The sequence below is a fragment of the Aeromonas sp. R2-3 genome (assembly GCF_040908375.1).
GTDB lineage: Bacteria > Pseudomonadota > Gammaproteobacteria > Enterobacterales > Aeromonadaceae > Aeromonas > Aeromonas veronii.
The window spans coordinates 84,918-102,755 of sequence record NZ_JBFODP010000015.1; the positions used below are offsets into that span (position 1 = coordinate 84,918).

Sequence of the window (17,838 nt, forward strand, 5' to 3'; positions counted from 1 at the left end):
GCTTGCCAGCCCGGGAGTGACGGGGCACTCTTTGCCCTTCACTTTCCGTTTGAGAGCCCTTGCCATGATTGCCTCCTCCCGCCTGATCCTGCGCGAAATGATCGCCACCGATGCCCCCTTCATCCTTGAGCTGCTCAATGACGGCGACTTTTATCGCTACATCGGCGATCGGGGCATTCGCACCCTGGAGCAGGCGCAGGAGTATATCCAGCAGGGGCCGGCGGTCAGTTATGCCCGCTATGGTCACGGACTCTATCTGGTGGAGCGCAAAGAGGACGGTGTCAGCCTCGGTATCTGCGGTTTGATCAAGCGAGATACCCTGGAGCAGGTCGATATCGGTTATGCCTTCCTGCCGCAATATCGCGGTCAGGGCTACGCCATTGAAGCGGCGCAGGCCGCCCTTGCCGATGGCAAAAGCCGGTTGGGGATCGGGCAGGTAGTTGCCATCGTCACTCCGGGCAACGAGCGTTCCATCGGCCTGTTGGCCAAGCTGGGGTTGGTGCGCAGTCGACTGGTCAAGTTGAGCGAAGATGCAGATGAGTGCCTGCTGCTGGAGCAGTGATCAAGGTCAGAGAGCGGGAAAGCGAATGGCGAGGTGGCTGTCAGGCTGAGTGACAAGCAAGAGGCCGGGTCTGGCTAAAGGCGTGAGAGAAGCAAAGAGGCCGCCGTGAGTTGCGGCCTGTCTGCATCGGGCGCTGCCGGAGGGCAGGCAGGATCAGTTGAGGTCTTCGATGGAGAACTCGCCAGCGATACCATCACAGGAGATGGCGAAACCGCCGCTGAAGCGGGTGCTGAACTGGATCAGAAACGCATCATTGTCGTGCTCTTGCACAGGCAGGTTGATGGGCTTGCTGCGACGCAGGGGCTTGTGTGTTTGTACTGCTTTCATCATGGTATTTCTCTATATAAATTAGGTGTTTGCTCCTTGTATTGGCAAATGTCAGGTCAATGGGCGCGGTCGATTGGGTGAACGACAAGCGCGCAGGAATACCCAGCCCGGTTAAGGGGCGTCTGCACTTTCAAGGAATATGCTGATGCATAAATCAAATTGGGTGGGCAGATCGGGTCTGCACCGTGAGAGCCGGGCAACGCAGGCAGACAGCCTGACGGTTCTCAAGGCGAGTAAATCAGAAGAAGGTTATGCGGGTACTGGCAGGATTCATCGTGAGGTGAAGCATTGCAGGGTAAACATAAACAGGGCTGATTAACTAGCCGACGCGCATTCTCTCCTCGAAATGAATAAAAAGCAAACAATAATTTGCCGATGTTGAAGTCAGTACACTTTTCCTCTGTGTAATCAAGGTGCTATCAGCAGCAAATATTCGCAACTATCCGCCATAAAAAGAGGGCTCCCGACGGGAGCCCTCTCTCATTCTGCAATCAGCACAGTGGGCCGACTCAGTAGTCGCCACAGGCCTTCTTGGCAGCCGTGATCATCGGGGTGATGGTCATGCCTTGCACCACGATGGAGAACATCACCACCGAGTAGGTCATCACCAGGATGACCTGACGCAGGTCGACGCCATGTTCCGGTATCATCATGACGCCGGAGGGGAGTGCCAGTGCCATCGCCATCGCCAGGCCACCGCGCAGGCCACCCCAGGTGAGGATCCGCACCGAGAAGGTGTTGTAATTGCGGAATCGGCGGAAAGCCACATAGGGCAGCGACACGCTGATAAAGCGGGCACCCAGGCAGAGCGGCACCGCGATGACCAGCAGGATCCAGTCACGCCAGGCGAGATCCAGCAGTACCAGCGCCAGACCGATCAGCAGGAACAGCAGGGCGTTGAGGAACTGGTCCATCAACTCCCAGAAGTGATCCAGGTGATGGCTGCTCTGCTCGGAGAAGCCGGAGTGACGGGTCCAGTTGCCGATCATGATGCCGGTGACCACCATGGCCAGTGCGCCGGAGACGCCGATCATGTTGGCAAAGGCAAAGCCGGCGGTCGGGATGCAGAGGGTCAGCAGCAGCTCCAATGAACCGTCATCTGTGGCGCTGATCATCACGTGGGCGATGAGGCCCAGCACGGCGCCGAACAGGATGCCGCCGAGGGCTTCGTGCAGGAACAGACCGGCCACGCTACCGAAGGTGGGCTCGACACCGCCAAAGGCGACGGCAAACACGGTAGCGAAGATGACGAGGCCAACACCATCGTTGAACAGGGATTCCCCTTCGATCTGGATGGCGATCTGGGGTGGCGCTTTCATCTTCTTGACGATGGCCAGTACGGCAATCGGGTCAGTGGGGGAGATCAGCGCGCCGAACAGCATGCAGTACACCAGCGGCAACTCCCAGCCCAGCAGCTTGGCGATAAACCAGAAGCCGTAGCCGATGAGGAAGGTGGAGAGCAGGGTGGCAATGATGGCCAGAATGGTGATCTCCCACTTCTGGCTACGCAGCGCCTTGAGGTTGATGCCGAGGCCACCGGCGAACAGCAGGAAGCCCAGAATCCCCTTCAGCAGGAAGTTCTGGAAGTCGATGCTCTCCATGGTCTTGACGGCAAGAGGTTCCAGGTTGAACCAGCCCAGTTTGCCAAACAGCACCAGCAGTGCGGAGATCAGCATGGAGCCCGCAGTAATGGCGATGGTGGTCTGGATCTTCACAACATACTGGTTGGCAAAGGCGATAAAAATCGCCAACGCTGCCAGAAAACAGAGTGTGTAGTAGACGCTCATAGTTATTTTTTTCTCGTTGGTAGACAGCAAGCACGTATCCCTATGCAGGACGGGCATAGGTTACTCTCGGGCCCTATGTTACTCATTACCCATAAATGAGTATATGGTGGCGCATTTGGACTGATAGACGGCTAGATTTCCATTTTATTTGTTTGCTGTTAGGATGCTGTTTACGCAGTTGCATGGATGTAAGAGGAACACGCGGTGTCGAACGTAATGTCGAGCAGAGAGCCGAGCAAGCAGTCGGACGTAACAAAGAAGCTGGAAGCCTGCCTCAGGGAGCGGATCCTGATCATCGACGGGGCCATGGGCACCATGATCCAGGGCTACAAGCTGGGGGAGGCAGATTATCGGGGTGAGCGGTTTGCCGACTGGCATACCGACATCAAGGGCAACAACGATCTGCTGGTGCTGACCCGTCCGGCGGTGATCCGCGAGATCCACGAGCAGTATTGCGCTGCCGGGGCCGACATTCTCGAGACCAACACCTTCAACGCCACTCGCATCGCCATGGCCGATTACGAGATGGAAGAGTTCTCGGCCGAGATCAACCGTGAAGCCGCCCGTCTGGCCCGCGCTGTGGCAGACGAGTGGACGGCAAAAGATCCCGCCAAGCCGCGTTTCGTGGCAGGGGTGTTGGGCCCCACCAACCGCACCGCCTCCATCTCGCCGGATGTGAACGATCCCGGCAAGCGCAACGTCACCTATGACCAGCTGGTGGCCGCCTACACCGAATCGACCCACGCCCTGATCGAGGGCGGCGCTGACATCATTCTGATCGAGACCATCTTCGATACCCTCAACGCCAAGGCTGCCGCCTTCGCGGTGGAAGGGGTGTTCGAGGCGCTGGGCTACAGCCTGCCGGTGATGATCTCCGGCACCATTACCGATGCCTCCGGCCGAACCCTCTCCGGCCAGACCACCGAAGCCTTCTACCACTCGCTGCGCCACGTCAAACCGGTATCGTTCGGCCTCAACTGTGCATTGGGGCCGGACGAGCTTCGCCAGTATGTGGAGGAGCTGTCGCGCATCAGCGAATCCTGCGTCAGCGCCCACCCCAACGCCGGTCTGCCCAATGCGTTCGGCGAGTACGACCTCGATGCGGGTGAGATGGCAGAGCATATCCGCGAGTGGGCCCAAAGCGGCTTCCTCAACATGGTCGGCGGTTGCTGCGGCACCACCCCGACCCATATCCGCGCCATGGCGGACGCCGTGGCGGGCATCAAGCCGCGCGTGCTGCCCGAGCTGCCGGTGGCCTGCCGCCTGTCGGGCCTCGAGCCGCTGATCATTACCCCTGAATCCATGTTCGTGAACGTGGGGGAACGGACCAACGTTACCGGTTCGGCCAAGTTCAAGCGGCTGATCAAGGAGGGGCTTTACGACGAGGCGCTCGACGTTGCCAAGCAGCAGGTGGAGAACGGCGCCCAGATCATCGATATCAACATGGACGAGGGGATGCTGGACGCCGAAGCGGCCATGGTGCGCTTCCTCAACCTCATCGCCGGTGAGCCGGATATCGCCCGGGTGCCTGTGATGATCGACTCCTCCAAGTGGGAGGTGCTGGAAGCAGGCCTCAAGTGCGTGCAGGGCAAGCCGGTGGTCAACTCCATCTCCATGAAAGAGGGGGAGGAGAAGTTTATCCAGCAGGCCAGATTGCTGCGCCGCTACGGCGCCGCCGTCATCGTGATGGCGTTCGATGAAGCGGGGCAGGCCGATACCCGCGCCCGCAAGTTCGAGATCTGCCAACGTGCCTACCGGATCCTGGTGGATCAGGTCGGTTTCCCGCCGGAAGACATCATCTTCGACCCCAACATCTTCGCGGTAGCGACCGGCATCGACGAGCACAACAACTACGCGGTGGACTTCATCGAGGCGGTGAAGGACATCAAGATGCACCTGCCCCACGCCATGATCTCCGGCGGCGTCTCCAACGTCTCGTTTTCGTTTCGCGGCAACGAGCCGGTGCGCGAAGCCATTCACGCCGTCTTCCTCTACCACGCCATCAAGAATGGCATGGACATGGGGATCGTCAACGCCGGTCAGCTCGCCATCTATGAAGACATTCCGGCGGAGCTGAAAGAGAAGGTCGAGGCGGTGGTGCTCAACCTCAATGACAACGCCACCGAGGAGCTGCTGGCCATCGCCGAGAAGTATCGCGGTGCCGGTGCCCAGGCTGAGGATCCGCGGGATCAGGAGTGGCGCAGCTGGCCGGTGGGCAAGCGGCTGGAGCACGCACTGGTCAAGGGGATCACCGACTTTATCGAAGAGGATACCGAAGAGGCGCGCGCCGGTGCCGAGAAGCCGCTGCACGTCATCGAAGGGCCGCTGATGGATGGCATGAACGTGGTCGGTGACCTGTTCGGCGCGGGCAAGATGTTCCTGCCGCAGGTGGTGAAATCGGCCCGGGTGATGAAGCGGGCGGTGGCCTATCTGCAGCCCTATATCGAGGCGGAAAAATCGGGCGGCTCCAGCAACGGCAAGATAGTGCTGGCGACTGTGAAGGGGGATGTGCACGACATCGGCAAGAACATCGTCGGGGTAGTGCTGCAGTGCAACAACTTCGAGATTGTCGACCTCGGAGTCATGGTCTCCTGCGAGACCATTCTCAAGACGGCGCGGGAGGTCGGCGCCGATATCATCGGGTTGTCGGGTCTCATTACTCCGTCGCTGGACGAGATGGTGCACGTGGCCAAAGAGATGGAGCGTCAGGGCTTCAAGCTGCCGTTGCTGATCGGTGGTGCCACCACCTCCAAGGCGCACACTGCGGTGAAGATAGAGCAGAACTACTCGGAGCCTGTGGTCTATGTCTCCAACGCTTCCCGCGCGGTGGGGGTGGCCCAGAGCCTGCTCAGTCCGGATCTCAAGGAGGCGTTTGTCGCCCGCATCGACAAGGAGTACGAGATCGCCCGGGATCAGCATGCCCGCAAGCAGCCGCGCTCCCGCCCGGTCAGTCTGGCCCACGCCCACGCCAACCGGCATCAGCTGGATTGGGTTGGCTACCAGCCACCCAAGCCCCGCGAGCTCGGGGTGCAGAAGTTCGAAGATGTGGCCATTTCGGTACTGCGTCCCTACATCGACTGGACGCCGTTCTTCCTCAGCTGGGAGCTGGCGGGCAAGTATCCGCGCATCCTCGAGGACGAGATCATCGGCGAGGAAGCGACCAAGCTGTTTGCCGACGCCAACGCCATGCTGGACCAGCTGGAAAAGGATCAGAGCGTGCGCTGCGCCGGGGTGATCGGCCTGTTTCCGGCCAACGCGGTAGGGGACAGCATCGAAGTTTACAGTGACGAGTCGCGCACCGAGGTCATCAAGGTGCTGCATCACCTGCGCCAGCAGAGCGAGAAGCAGGGCTTCCCCAACTACTGTCTGGCGGACTATGTGGCGCCGAAAGAGAGCGGCAAGCCCGACTGGATCGGCGCCTTCGCGGTGACCGGCGGCATCGGTGAGGAGGCCATCGCCAAGGCCTACAAGGCGCAGCATGATGACTACAACGCCATCCTCATTCAGGCGGTGTGCGACCGTCTCGCCGAAGCCTTTGCCGAGTATCTGCACGAGCAGGTGCGCAAGGTTCATTGGGGTTATGCTCCCGACGAGGCCCTCAGCAACGAGGAGCTGATCCGCGAAAACTATCAGGGCATCCGCCCGGCCCCCGGTTATCCGGCCTGCCCGGAGCACACCGAGAAGGGGAGCATCTGGGAGCTGCTGGAGGTGGAGCAGGCCATCGGCATGCAGCTCACCGAATCCTACGCCATGTGGCCGGGGGCGGCGGTGTCGGGCTGGTACTTCTCCCACCCCGAGAGCAAATACTTCGCGGTGGCGCAGATCCAGCACGATCAGGTGGAAGATTACGCCGCCCGCAAGGGGATGACGCTGGCCGAGGCCGAGCGCTGGTTGGGGCCAAACCTGAACTGACTCCCGCGTGACACCAGTTGATCTTTAACGAGAAACGGCGGCATCCTTGCACCGGTTGAACAACCTGCGCAGAGCCGCCGTTTAACCTGTTGGTCAAAGTGACAGGATCGCGTGCGGTTTGGTGTGGTTTGTCTTGTTGTCAGGATAAACAATTGGCGTTGTCTTGGCGCTGTGGCACCTTATACTCTCCCGCCCCATCCTGCCCAGGCACAGCCTTCTAGCGGAATTGTCATGAAGATCGCCATTTTATCCCGTGAGCCGAAAAACTACTCCACCCGCCGTCTGGTCGAGGTGGCACAGGCGCGCGGTCATCAGGTAGAGGTGCTCGACACCCTGCGCTGCTATATGAATATCGCTTCCCACAACCCCTCCATTCACTACGAGGGTGGGGAGCTGGGAAGCTATGACGCCGTGATCCCGCGGATCGGGGCCAGCATTACCGCCTACGGCACCGCCGTGCTGCGCCAGTTCGAGATGATGAACACCATGGCCCTCAACAGCTCGGTGGCCATCAGCCGTTCCCGCGACAAGCTGCGGGCGATGCAACTGCTCTCCCGCCACGGCATCGGCCTGCCCATCACCGGCTATGCCCACAGCACCCACGACGTGCCCGACCTCATCACCATGGTGGGCGGGGCGCCGCTGGTGGTGAAACTGCTGGAGGGAACCCAGGGGATTGGCGTGGTGCTCTGCGAGACTCAGAAAGCCGCCGAGAGCGTGATCGAGGCCTTTATCCAGACCAACAACAACATTCTGGTGCAGGAGTATATCCGCGAGGCCAATGGCGCCGACATCCGCTGTCTGGTGGTCAACGGCAAGGTGGTGGCCGCCATGCGCCGTCAGGCCCAGCCGGGGGAATTTCGCTCCAACCTGCACCGTGGCGGCACCGCCGAGGCGATCAAGATCACCCCGGAAGAGCGAGCCACCGCCGTGCAGGCTGCCAAGATCATGGGGCTAGATGTGGCGGGGGTCGATATCCTGCGCAGCGCCCGTGGCCCGCTGGTGCTGGAGGTCAACTCCTCCCCCGGCCTGCAAGGGGTGGAAGCTGCCTCCGGCAAGGATGTGGCCGGCAAGATCATCGAGTTCCTCGAACTCAAGGCGAGCCGCAAGAACAAACCGGCGGAGTGAGCCTCAGGCTTGCATCCGTCAGATAGAAACAGGGCGCCCTCGGGCGCCTTGTTGCTATCTGGCTGGTGGGTTGGCGGTGCCACTTCGCCATCACCCTAACCCTCTCCCAAAGGGAGAGGGAACTCTCCGGCGGCGATCATCGCCAGCCGGGCGCTAAATACGCCATCCTCGAGCCGGGTGTCGATCTGCCAGCCCAGCTTCTCGCAGATGCGCTGGATGATGGTGAGGCCACAGCCGTAGCCGAGGATCTGATCCGGTGCCGCCGCCGTCGGGTTGCTGATGGTGAGCACCGGGCCACACAGCTCGATGTCGATATGTCCTTCGGCATAGCTCAGGGCATTTTTCAGCAGGTTGCCGAGGGCAATGGCGAGCAGGGAGAGGGGGGCGTTTACTTCGCTGCTCTCGTCCAGATTAAGCCGGATATCAAGTGCCTCCCGCTGCAACAGCGGAGCGAGGCGGGCCAGCTCCTGACGGATCAGCGGGGTCACCTGCTGCAGCGGTCGCTCCACTGCCTCCTTGCGGCCCAGCAGCAGGAAGGTCTCGGTGAGCAGCGCCATCTCGTCGGCGGCGGCGCGGATGCGGGTGGTGGCGCGGGCGGCCGGTGCGGGCAAGTCCGTCACCTTGCCGAGCAGGGCCGCCGAGCCCTGGATCACCATGTTGGGGGTGCGCAGCTCGTGGCTGGCGAAGCGGCTGAACTCCTGCTCGCGAGCAAACACTGCGCTCACCTCCTGCTTGCCGGCCAGCAGCGCCAGCTCGATATCCCGCAGCTCCTGCCAGGGGGCGTCGGGCTCGAAATCCGCCTGATCCGGGGTGAGGTGGGCGACCCTCTGTTGCAGCCGCTGCAGCGGCCCCGTGATATGGCGTACCAGCCAGATGCCGAAGCCGAGGCAGCCCAGCAGCAGGGTCACCCCGATCAGTCGGGTCGCCAGATGCAGCTTGTCTTCGTAGGGATCTAGGTAGTCGTCGGCGTCGTCGTTGAACACCAGATAGAGCAGTCCCTCGCCGGAGGGGTGACGGGCCACCAGAAAGTGTTTGTCCTCCTTGCCCAGTTGGTGCTCGAAAAAGCCGGGAGTCTGGTAGGGCTTCAACCACTTGGGCAAGCGGCCCGCCTCGGTCCAGTAGCTGGAGAACTGTCTGGGGCTTGGAGCCGCCGCCGCCGGGCCGAGTCGCAGCCAGTCATCGCTGTAGCGGGTCACTTCGGCTTCCAGCCAGTGGCGCAGGCTCAGCTCCTCCATCTTGTCTTCGGCCACCAGCATCAAGCCGGAGAGCAGGATCAGCAGCACCACCCCGGCGCCGCCGAGCGCCATGATCAGGCGGCGGCGCAGGCTCGGCAGGTTCATGCGTTCACCAGTCGGTAGCCCTGACCGTGCAAGGTCTCCAGCATGGGTGTGGGGAAGGGTTTGTCGAGCGCGTTGCGCAGGGCGTAGATATGGCTGCGCAGGGCATCGGAGTCGGGCTCCTCATCCCCCCAGACGGTGTCGAGTACCTCCTGACGGCTGACGATGGCGGGGGCGCGGCGGGCCAGCAGGGCGAGGATCCGGAACGGGATCTTGCCGAGCTTGAGGGGCTCACCGGCCCGGGTGGCGCGGCCGCTGGCGACATCGACCGTCAGATCGCCAAAGCTGATGGCCCCCACATCGCCGCGCGGGCCGCGCAGACTGAGGGCTTGCAGCCGCACCTCCAGCTCCTCCATGGCGAACGGCTTGACCAGATAGTCATCCCCTCCCGCCTTGAAGCCTGCCAGCTTGTCTTCCAGGCTGTCGCGGGCGGTGAGAAACAGCACGGGAGTGGCAATCCCCTGCTCGCGCAGGCGCGCCACCGTGCTGAGGCCATCGAGGCGCGGCATCATCACATCCATGATGATGACGTCGAAACGCTGTTCCTCCAGCAGTTGCAGCGCCGCCTGACCGTGATAGGCACAATCGAGGCGGTGACCGGCCAGCTCCAGATAATCCATGATGGTTTCCGCCACCTGAGGATTGTCTTCCACTACCAAAATCTTCATGCTTTGCTCTCCTGGTTGGCGAGCGTTTCACGCTCTTTTCACACCGGATTCGGCATCCTGTTTGCCAGTGTAACCCCGAGGATCCCTGATGAAGAAGTCTCTCTGCGCCTTCCTGTTGCTGATCTTGTTGCCACTTGGCACTGCACAGGCGACCGAATTCAAACTGACCGGCCGCACCACCTGGCAGCTTGGCCAGTTGATGGTCAACGGCATGCCGTTCGTGATCGACGACCAGACCCGCTTCAAGGATTGGCTCAACGAGGATGATCTCGGTGGTACCTGGGTCGAGATGAAAGGGGTGGTTGAGAACGGCGTGCGCTATGTACGCAAGGTCGAAGCCCTCGACGAAGATGACAAGGACGAGATGGATCTGGAGGGGCCGGTGGAAGGGGGGCGGATCTGGGGCTACACCACTTCGGATAACAGTCTGGCGCCGTTTGAAGGGCGCTGGCTTGAGCTGGAGTGCAAGTTTGACGGCATGCGTCTGAGCCGCTGCCGCGAGGATGACTGATCCGATCTCTGCGTTCCGATTAGAAATGCTCCCGAATGAAGCCCATGCTTGTCCAGCATGGGCTTTTTGTTCAGGGACGAACGAAGATGGAACAATCGAGAAAGTGGTGTGCATGGATGCTGGGTGTACCGCTCTGGGCGGCGCAGGCGGGAGCCGACGAATTATGGCTGGTGGAGCTGGAGCACAGCGATGGCATCCGCCTGCAATTTCAGGGAGCCGAGGTGGAGCAGGGCAGTGCCGCCATCTGGTGGCAGGGGGAGATTTGGCCGCAGCCACTCAAGCCCGGCGACCAGCTCGCCCTGCTGGTGGCCGATGGCGTTGCCACCCGCATTGAGCTGCTGGCCGCCAGAGCCCCGCTGGCCAATCTGCCCTGGCAGCGGGCGCAAGATCGCCTGCAATCCTTCGATGATCGGCAGCTCACGTTGGCAACCCTGGGCACAGTGCCACTCAATCCACAGGTGCGCTGGGTCAACGGTTCCGTCGCCGATCTGCATGCCGGGAGCGAGCTGGTATTGATTCGTTCGGCGGATGGAATATTGCAGGGAATTGAAGTGATCAATCCGGAAGAGTAATTCAGCATCTTCTTATTTAATATAGTTTCACCATATTGTGGCAGCCATTAAATAATGGCTGCCACAATATTTATGATTTATTCCTCAATAAAGTCATCACTCTAATTATTTTCTTATACCACCATTATTTTGTTTGTCATGGATGTTTTTTGGTGGTTTATTTTATTTGTGTCAGGTTTTGTCGGAGTCCATACCTGTCAAATGAAAAAGGATATTTCTACACAATAACAATTATCGTATGTCTGAAAGAGGGATAAATGATGAATAGAATAATTACCGCCAATCTGGCGTTTTTGGCGTCTTCATTGATGCTCGCTCAGGTGCAGGCGGCTGAACCTGTCTACCCTGATCAGGTCAAGTGGGCGGGTCTTGGGACGGGCGTCTGTGCCAGTGGTTACCGTCCTCTGACCCGTGATGAAGCCATGAGTATCAAGGGTAATCTGGTCAGCCGCATGGGGCAGTGGCAGATCACCGGGCTGGCTGATCGCTGGGTGATTATGGGGTCGGGATATAATGGCGAAATCAAACAGGGCACTGCCGGAGAAACCTGGTGCTATCCAAATTCACCGGTTTCCGGAGAAATACCAACACTCTCTGACTGGAATATTCCGGCAGGTGATGAGGTCGATGTGCAATGGCGGCTTGTCCATGATAATGATTATTTTATTAAGCCAGTCAGTTATCTCGCTCATTATTTGGGATACGCCTGGGTGGGTGGAAATCATAGCCCCTATGTCGGAGAGGATATGGATGTTACCCGGGTTGGCGATGGCTGGCTGATAAAGGGAAATAATGACGGCGGCTGCTCCGGATATCGTTGCGGGGAGAAGAGCTCCATCAAGGTAAGCAACTTCTCATATACCCTGGAACCCGACTCCTTCAGCCATGGTCAGGTCACCGAGAGCGGCAAGCAGTTGGTCAAGACCATCACGGCCAATGCGACCAACTACACCGACCTGCCCCAGCAGGTGGTGGTGACCCTGAAGTACGACAAGGCCACCAACTGGTCGAAGACCGACACCTACAGCCTGAGCGAGAAGGTGACCACCAAGAACAAGTTTCAGTGGCCGCTGGTGGGTGAAACCGAACTGGCCATCGAGATCGCAGCGAGCCAGAGCTGGGCTTCCCAACACGGGGGCTCGACCACCGAGACTGTCTCGGTTGAAGCGCGCCCCACGGTACCGCCTCACTCCAGCCTGCCGGTGCGGGTTGCTCTCTACAAGTCCAACATCTCCTACCCCTACGAGTTCAAGGCCGAGGTCAATTATGACCTGACCATGAAGGGCTTCCTGCGTTGGGGCGGCAATGCCTGGTATACCCATCCTGAGAATCGCCCCACCTGGGAGCACACCTTTGCCGTCGGCCCGTTCCGCGACAAGGCGAGCAGCATCCGCTACCAGTGGGACAAGCGTTATATCCCGGGTGAAGTGAAGTGGTGGGACTGGAACTGGACCATCAGCGAGTATGGTTTGTCGACCATGCAGAATAACCTGGGTCGTGTGCTGCGCCCGATCCGTTCGGCGGTGACCGGTGACTTCTATGCCGAGAGCCAGTTTGCCGGCGATATCGAGATTGGTCAGCCCCAGACTCGGTCCGCGAAGGCTGCCCAGCTGCGCAGTGCCTCTGCCGATGAGGTGGCGCTTACCGGTGTGGATCTGGACAGCGAGGCCCTTGCCAACGAAGGGTTTGGCAACGTATCTCTGACCATAGTTCCGGTTCAATAACCTCCCTCGCAGGCCCCTTTCATAGGGGCCTGTTTCTGTTCTGCGCAAGACGATGCACTTGCCCTGCACCCCTCGATTTTCCCTCTTTTTCTCCTCTTGTCCCTGCATGATCACAGCGGGAATCTGTGGCTTGCCAAGGGGATGCCACCGCAGGTTTGACCTCTGTTTGGGGTGGCCCCGTGAGCGAGGCATCGTTCACTCATTTGTTGAAAGAGGCGTGTTGGCCAGATTGTTAACGGCTTGTGCTTTAAATTTTCCCCCTTATACTGGCGCCATCTTGTCGGAGTGCTGACCGTCGAACGACGCGAAGCTGAGACCGTTAATTCGGGATCCGTGGAACCTGATCAGGTTAAAACCTGCGAAGGGAACAAGGGTAACTTGCGGGTTACCGCGCCGGAGGAGGAACAAGCCTCTTCCGCTCATCGAAGGGATCACTCTTGATGGGTCAGGGCGCACAGGAGGGAGTCTGTCCCGTCCGGTTTTCCAGCACGTGGGGCGCCTTGCCCACCGCGTGCAGAGAGCGGAAAGTGGCAGAACAGCAGCGCGGAGATCTATCCCGCGCGCACTCCCTCCCGAGATAAACACCCCGCCGCAAGTTCATCTTCTCCTCGAACTCCAGACAAGCAAATACCCATAACTTCAACCAGTTAATGTGAGTTTTGCTATGTCTACTTCCGTATCTGATACCACCAAATCCAGCCGCCGCGAGCAGCGCTCCAGCGCTCAGGCTTTTATCGACAGCCTCAAGGGGATGGCTCATCCCAACTCCCGCCGCATCTTTATTGAAGGCTCCCGCGCCGATATTCGTGTTCCCCTGCGGGAGATCCAGCTGGCCGACACCTTCGTCGGCGGCACCAAAGAAGATCCCAAATTCGAACCCAACGAGCCGGTGCCGGTCTACGACACCTCGGGCCGTTACGGGGAGGAGGGGGTCGCCATCGATGTGCGCCGCGGCCTGCCGCGCCTGCGGGAGAACTGGGTGCTGGAGCGGGATGACACCGACGAACTGCCGGGGCTCAGCTCCACCTTCACTCAGGAGCGTCTGGCGGACGAGGGGCTGGACCACCTGCGCTTCGAGCATCTGCCAAAGCCGCGCCGCGCCAAGCCGGGTCGTCGGGTTACCCAGCTCCACTATGCCCGTGCCGGCATCGTCACTCCCGAGATGGAATTTATCGCCATTCGCGAGAACATGGGGCGCGAGCGGGTGCGCTCTGAACTGTTGCGCACCCAGCATCCGGGCCGCGATTTTGGTGCCCGTTTGCCCCAGAACATCACCCCCGAATTTGTGCGCGATGAGGTGGCCGCCGGTCGCGCCATTATCCCCAGCAACATCAACCACCCGGAAGCGGAGCCGATGATCATCGGCCGCAATTTTCTGGTGAAGATCAACGCCAACATTGGCAACTCGGCGGTCACCTCCAGCATCGAGGAGGAGGTGGAGAAGCTGGTCTGGTCGACCCGCTGGGGTGCCGACACCGTCATGGACCTCTCCACCGGCCGCTACATCCACGAGACCCGCGAGTGGATCCTGCGCAACAGCCCTGTCCCCATCGGTACCGTGCCCATCTATCAGGCGCTGGAGAAGACCAACGGCATCGCCGAAGACCTCACCTGGGAGCTGTTCCGCGACACCCTGCTGGAGCAGGCCGAGCAGGGGGTGGACTACTTCACCATCCACGCCGGCGTCCTGCTGCGCTTCGTGCCGATGACCGCCAAGCGCCTCACCGGCATCGTTTCGCGCGGCGGCAGCATCATGGCCAAGTGGTGCCTCTCCCACCATAAAGAGAACTTCCTCTACCAGCACTTCCGCGAGATCTGCGAGATCTGCGCCGCCTATGACGTGGCCCTGTCCCTTGGTGACGGTCTGCGCCCGGGCTCCGTCTATGACGCCAACGACGAGGCCCAGTTCGCCGAGCTGCGCACTCTGGGCGAGCTGACCAAGATCGCGTGGGAATACGACGTGCAGGTGATGATCGAGGGCCCCGGCCACGTGCCGATGCACATGATCGAGCGCAACATGACTGAGCAGCTGGAGCACTGCCACGAGGCGCCTTTCTATACGCTGGGCCCGCTCACCACCGACATCGCGCCGGGTTACGATCACTTCACCTCCGGCATCGGTGCGGCGCTCATCGGCTGGTACGGCTGCGCCATGCTCTGCTACGTCACCCCCAAGGAACACCTGGGGCTGCCCAACAAGGAGGATGTGAAACAGGGGCTGATTACCTACAAGATCGCCGCCCACGCCGCCGATCTGGCCAAGGGGCATCCGGGTGCCCAGATCCGCGACAACGCCATGTCCAAGGCGCGCTTCGAGTTCCGCTGGGAGGATCAGTTCAATCTTGCGCTCGACCCCGACACAGCCCGCGCCTACCACGACGAGACCCTGCCGCAGGAGTCTGGCAAGGTGGCCCATTTCTGCTCCATGTGCGGGCCCAAGTTCTGCTCCATGAAGATCACCCAGGATGTGCGCGACTACGCAGCAAAGCTTGAGGCCGTGGAGATCAAGCTGGTCGGCATGGACGGCCAGCAGGAGCAGGTGGTGGCTCAGGTGGAGAGCGGCATGGCCCGCATGGCTGAGACTTTCAAGGAGACCGGTGGCGAGCTCTACCATCAGGCGGCGGTGCTGAAACAGGCCGCAGGGGAGGAGGCGTGAGCAGCGCAAGCGGGGCTGTCAGCCCCGCCGAGCTGTCGCCCGTGACGGACTCTCGCCCAGTTGTCTGGACCATCGCTGGTTCAGACTCCGGCGGCGGTGCCGGTATTCAGGCCGACTTGCACACATTGCACGATCTTGGTGTGCATGGCTGTTCGGTTATCTCCGCCATCACCGCCCAGAACTCGGTGGCGGTGAAGATGGTTGACCCCGTGCTGATGCAGACCTTCACCGCCCAGATCGACGCCCTCGGCGTCGATCTGCCGCCCGCCGCCATCAAGATCGGTCTGCTGCCGACCCGGCTCCACGTCGAGGTGCTGGCCCGCCGACTGGCAACTATTGAGAGTCCCTTCGTGGTCTACGACCCGGTGGCCATCGCCAGCACCGGCACCCCGATGGCGGAGCCCAATATGCTGGAGGCGGTGCGCGAGCAGCTGTTGCCACGTCTGTCGCTCATCACCCCCAACGGCCCCGAACTGGAAGCCCTGACCGGCATTCCCGCGACCAGCCCTGTGTTGGTGCGCTTCGCCGCCCGGCGGCTGCGCGAACTCGGCGCCCGCGCCGTGCTGGTCAAGGGCGGCCATCTGGGCTGGAGCGGCGATCTCTGCCTCGACTACTACCAGGATGAGACCCGCGAATTCTGGCTGGCCGCGCCGCGCCTCGATACCCGCCACGGCCACGGCACCGGTTGTTGTTACGCCAGCGCCATCGCCGCTGTGGTGGCGCAGGATTATCCGGTGGAGGACGCTATCACCCTCGCTCGTGCCTACCTGCAACAGGGGTTGGCGGCGGCGCAGGGGGTGGGCGCAGGCCCGGGCCCCATCGCCCATCTTGGCTGGCCGAGCAGTCTTGCCCACTTCCCCCGCGCCGTCTTGGCGGGCTCAATGCTCGATCGCCGTTTCGGGCTTTATGAAGCGAGCAGCGCACGCCTGCCGCAGGGCCCCTTTGCCGAAACCGAACAGCATCTGGGCCTCTATCCGGTGGTCGATTCGGTCAAGTGGCTGCGCCGCCTGCTGGGGGCTGGGGTCAAGACCATCCAGCTGCGGCTCAAGAATCTGCCCGCCGCTCAGGTGGCGTCGGCCATTCGTGATGCGGTAGAGCTTGGTCGCCGTCATGGGGCGCGGCTCTTGATCAACGACTACTGGCAGCAGGCCATCGAGGCGGGCGCCTGGGGCGTGCATCTGGGGCAGGAGGATATGGAGACCGCCGATCTCGCCGCCATTCAGGCCGCCGGGCTGCGCCTTGGCATCTCCACCCACGGCTACTTCGAGCTGATGCGGGCCCGCGAGCTGGCCCCCTCCTATATTGCGCTGGGTCATATCTTCCCGACCAATACCAAGGCGATGCCTTCGCGTCCGCAGGGGCTGGTGCGGTTGCACCGCTACCGCGCCCTGATGGCGGAGTGGCCGACGGTGGCCATCGGCGGCATCAGCGAGGAGCGGGTGGCGGCGGTCAAGGCAAGCGGGGTCGGTAGTATCGCGCTGGTCTCGGCTATCACGGCCAGCGACGACTGGCAGGGGGCGACGGAGCGGCTGCTCGCGGCCGTGGGGGCAGGGGATAAGCCGTGCTCGGCGCAGCTCATGACCGACATGCAGGAGGCGGCCCATGTTCTCTGATGCTGAGTATTTGCGATACGGCCGCCAGCTGATGTTGGCGGAAGTGGGTGAAGAAGGTCAGGCACGGCTGAAAGATAAGTCCGTGCTGATCGTGGGCTTGGGCGGGCTCGGCTCGCCGCTCGCCCTCTATCTGGCCGGGGCCGGGGTGGGCACCTTGTGGCTGGCCGATGGGGATACGGTGGATTCAAGCAATCTGCCGCGCCAGATCCTGTTCGATAGCGAGGCGGTCAACCACTCCAAGGCGGAGCTGGCCCGCGAGCGCTTGGCGGCCCACAACCCGCTGGTGGAGCTGATCGCCATCAACCAGCGACTCGATGCCGCCAGCCTGCCGGAGTTTGTGGCTGAGGTAGATCTGGTTGTCGACTGCTGCGACAACCTCGCCACCCGCCAGGCCATCAACGCCGCCTGCGTGGCTCAGGGCAAACCCTGGATCTCCGCCGCCGCAGTGGGGTGGCAGGGGCAGCTGATGGCGCGCACCAGCAGCGATCACGCCTGCTACGCCTGCCTCTATCCACTGGATACCAAGGTGAGCCAGAGCTGCGAGACCAGCGGCGTCACCGGCCCGCTGGTCGGAGTGATGGGCTCTTTGCAGGCGCTGGAGGCATTGAAACTGCTGCTCGGGATGCCGAGTCAGGTCGCCGGTACTCTGCGCCGTTTCGATGCCCTGAGCCATCAGTGGCAAACCCTCACGCTGGCCCCCGATCCCGATTGCCCGGTTTGCGGGCAGCGCCGATGCCCGACACACGATAAGGAAGTCACCCCATGACCCTCACCATTCGACTCAACGATAAAGCCCAGCCGCTGACGGCAGGGCAGAGCGTGGCCGACCTGCTGGCGGCGCAAGACGTTAATCCACAGGGGGTGGCGGTGGCCCTTAACGGTGCCGTGCTGCCCCGTGGCCGCTGGGCCGAGACCTGTCTTAATGACGGGGACGAAATTCACCTCTTTACCGCCATTGCGGGAGGCTAACCCATGATGCTCGCAGTCCCATCTTCGAGTGCTCTGCCTTGCGGCGGCGCCTCACCTCTTCTTACCGCAGTG

At 61.4% G+C, this 17,838-nt stretch carries 14 protein-coding genes and 1 riboswitch; of the genes, 10 read left to right on the plus strand and 4 right to left on the minus strand.

Annotated features, from left to right (window positions below):
* Positions 1–64 precede the first annotated feature (64 nt).
* Positions 65–562, plus strand: coding sequence for a GNAT family N-acetyltransferase (locus AB5Z02_RS04640; RefSeq protein ID WP_042081371.1), 498 nt, complete (start codon positions 65–67; stop codon positions 560–562).
* Between the two features lie 153 nt (positions 563–715).
* Here the strand turns inward: AB5Z02_RS04640 and AB5Z02_RS04645 are convergent, their stop codons facing one another.
* Both AB5Z02_RS04645 and AB5Z02_RS04650 read right to left on the minus strand, forming a co-directional pair.
* The gene (locus AB5Z02_RS04645) at positions 716–892 is read right to left on the minus strand and encodes a hypothetical protein (RefSeq protein ID WP_005340085.1); all 177 of its coding nucleotides are present in this window, start codon (positions 890–892) and stop codon (positions 716–718) included.
* Positions 893–1,398: 506 nt separating this feature from the next.
* The gene (locus AB5Z02_RS04650) at positions 1,399–2,676 is read right to left on the minus strand and encodes a sodium:proton antiporter (protein WP_021231596.1); all 1,278 of its coding nucleotides are present in this window, start codon (positions 2,674–2,676) and stop codon (positions 1,399–1,401) included.
* A gap of 216 nt (positions 2,677–2,892) precedes the next feature.
* Here AB5Z02_RS04650 and metH point away from each other — a divergent pair, with 216 nt between their 5' ends.
* Complete coding sequence (gene metH, locus AB5Z02_RS04655; RefSeq protein ID WP_368215410.1) at positions 2,893–6,588, plus strand: methionine synthase; 3,696 nt, start codon at positions 2,893–2,895, stop codon at positions 6,586–6,588.
* A 231-nt stretch (positions 6,589–6,819) separates the two neighbouring features.
* Entirely contained in the window at positions 6,820–7,716 is an 897-nt protein-coding gene (gene rimK, locus AB5Z02_RS04660; RefSeq protein ID WP_005340088.1) for a 30S ribosomal protein S6--L-glutamate ligase, read from the plus strand.
* Between the two features lie 95 nt (positions 7,717–7,811).
* Here the strand turns inward: rimK and AB5Z02_RS04665 are convergent, their stop codons facing one another.
* Positions 7,812–9,056 carry a sensor histidine kinase gene (locus AB5Z02_RS04665; RefSeq protein WP_368215411.1) on the minus strand — a complete coding sequence of 415 codons (1,245 nt, stop codon included), beginning with the start codon at positions 9,054–9,056 and terminating at the stop codon, positions 7,812–7,814.
* On the minus strand, positions 9,053–9,721 hold the full coding sequence (locus AB5Z02_RS04670; protein ID WP_058054173.1) for a response regulator transcription factor: 669 nt from the start codon (positions 9,719–9,721) through the stop codon (positions 9,053–9,055). Before AB5Z02_RS04670 ends, AB5Z02_RS04665 begins: the two co-directional genes overlap by 4 nt.
* 88 nt (positions 9,722–9,809) lie before the next feature.
* On the opposite strand from AB5Z02_RS04670, the gene AB5Z02_RS04675 reads away from it, so the two are divergent.
* The 7 genes from AB5Z02_RS04675 (at position 9,810) to thiS (ending at position 17,766) form a co-directional block, all read left to right on the plus strand.
* Positions 9,810–10,232 carry a hypothetical protein gene (locus AB5Z02_RS04675; RefSeq protein ID WP_129504835.1) on the plus strand — a complete coding sequence of 141 codons (423 nt, stop codon included), beginning with the start codon at positions 9,810–9,812 and terminating at the stop codon, positions 10,230–10,232.
* Between the two features lie 86 nt (positions 10,233–10,318).
* Positions 10,319–10,804: a hypothetical protein gene (locus tag AB5Z02_RS04680; protein ID WP_129504834.1), complete on the plus strand. Its 486-nt coding sequence runs from the start codon at positions 10,319–10,321 to the stop codon at positions 10,802–10,804.
* Between the two features lie 260 nt (positions 10,805–11,064).
* Positions 11,065–12,528: an aerolysin AerA gene (gene aerA, locus AB5Z02_RS04685; protein WP_164980028.1), complete on the plus strand. Its 1,464-nt coding sequence runs from the start codon at positions 11,065–11,067 to the stop codon at positions 12,526–12,528.
* A gap of 271 nt (positions 12,529–12,799) precedes the next feature.
* A riboswitch (TPP riboswitch) is annotated at positions 12,800–12,912 on the plus strand.
* Between the two features lie 280 nt (positions 12,913–13,192).
* Entirely contained in the window at positions 13,193–15,184 is a 1,992-nt protein-coding gene (gene thiC / locus AB5Z02_RS04690; protein WP_368215413.1) for a phosphomethylpyrimidine synthase ThiC, read from the plus strand.
* Positions 15,181–16,797, plus strand: a complete 1,617-nt coding sequence (gene thiE / locus AB5Z02_RS04695) for a thiamine phosphate synthase (RefSeq protein WP_320545474.1) — start codon at positions 15,181–15,183, stop codon at positions 16,795–16,797. Before thiC ends, thiE begins: the two co-directional genes overlap by 4 nt.
* Complete coding sequence (locus tag AB5Z02_RS04700; protein ID WP_320545473.1) at positions 16,787–17,563, plus strand: HesA/MoeB/ThiF family protein; 777 nt, start codon at positions 16,787–16,789, stop codon at positions 17,561–17,563. The genes thiE and AB5Z02_RS04700 overlap by 11 nt, the downstream gene beginning before the upstream one ends.
* Positions 17,560–17,766 carry a sulfur carrier protein ThiS gene (gene thiS, locus AB5Z02_RS04705; RefSeq protein ID WP_368215415.1) on the plus strand — a complete coding sequence of 69 codons (207 nt, stop codon included), beginning with the start codon at positions 17,560–17,562 and terminating at the stop codon, positions 17,764–17,766. Before AB5Z02_RS04700 ends, thiS begins: the two co-directional genes overlap by 4 nt.
* Positions 17,767–17,838: the final 72 nt, after the last annotated feature.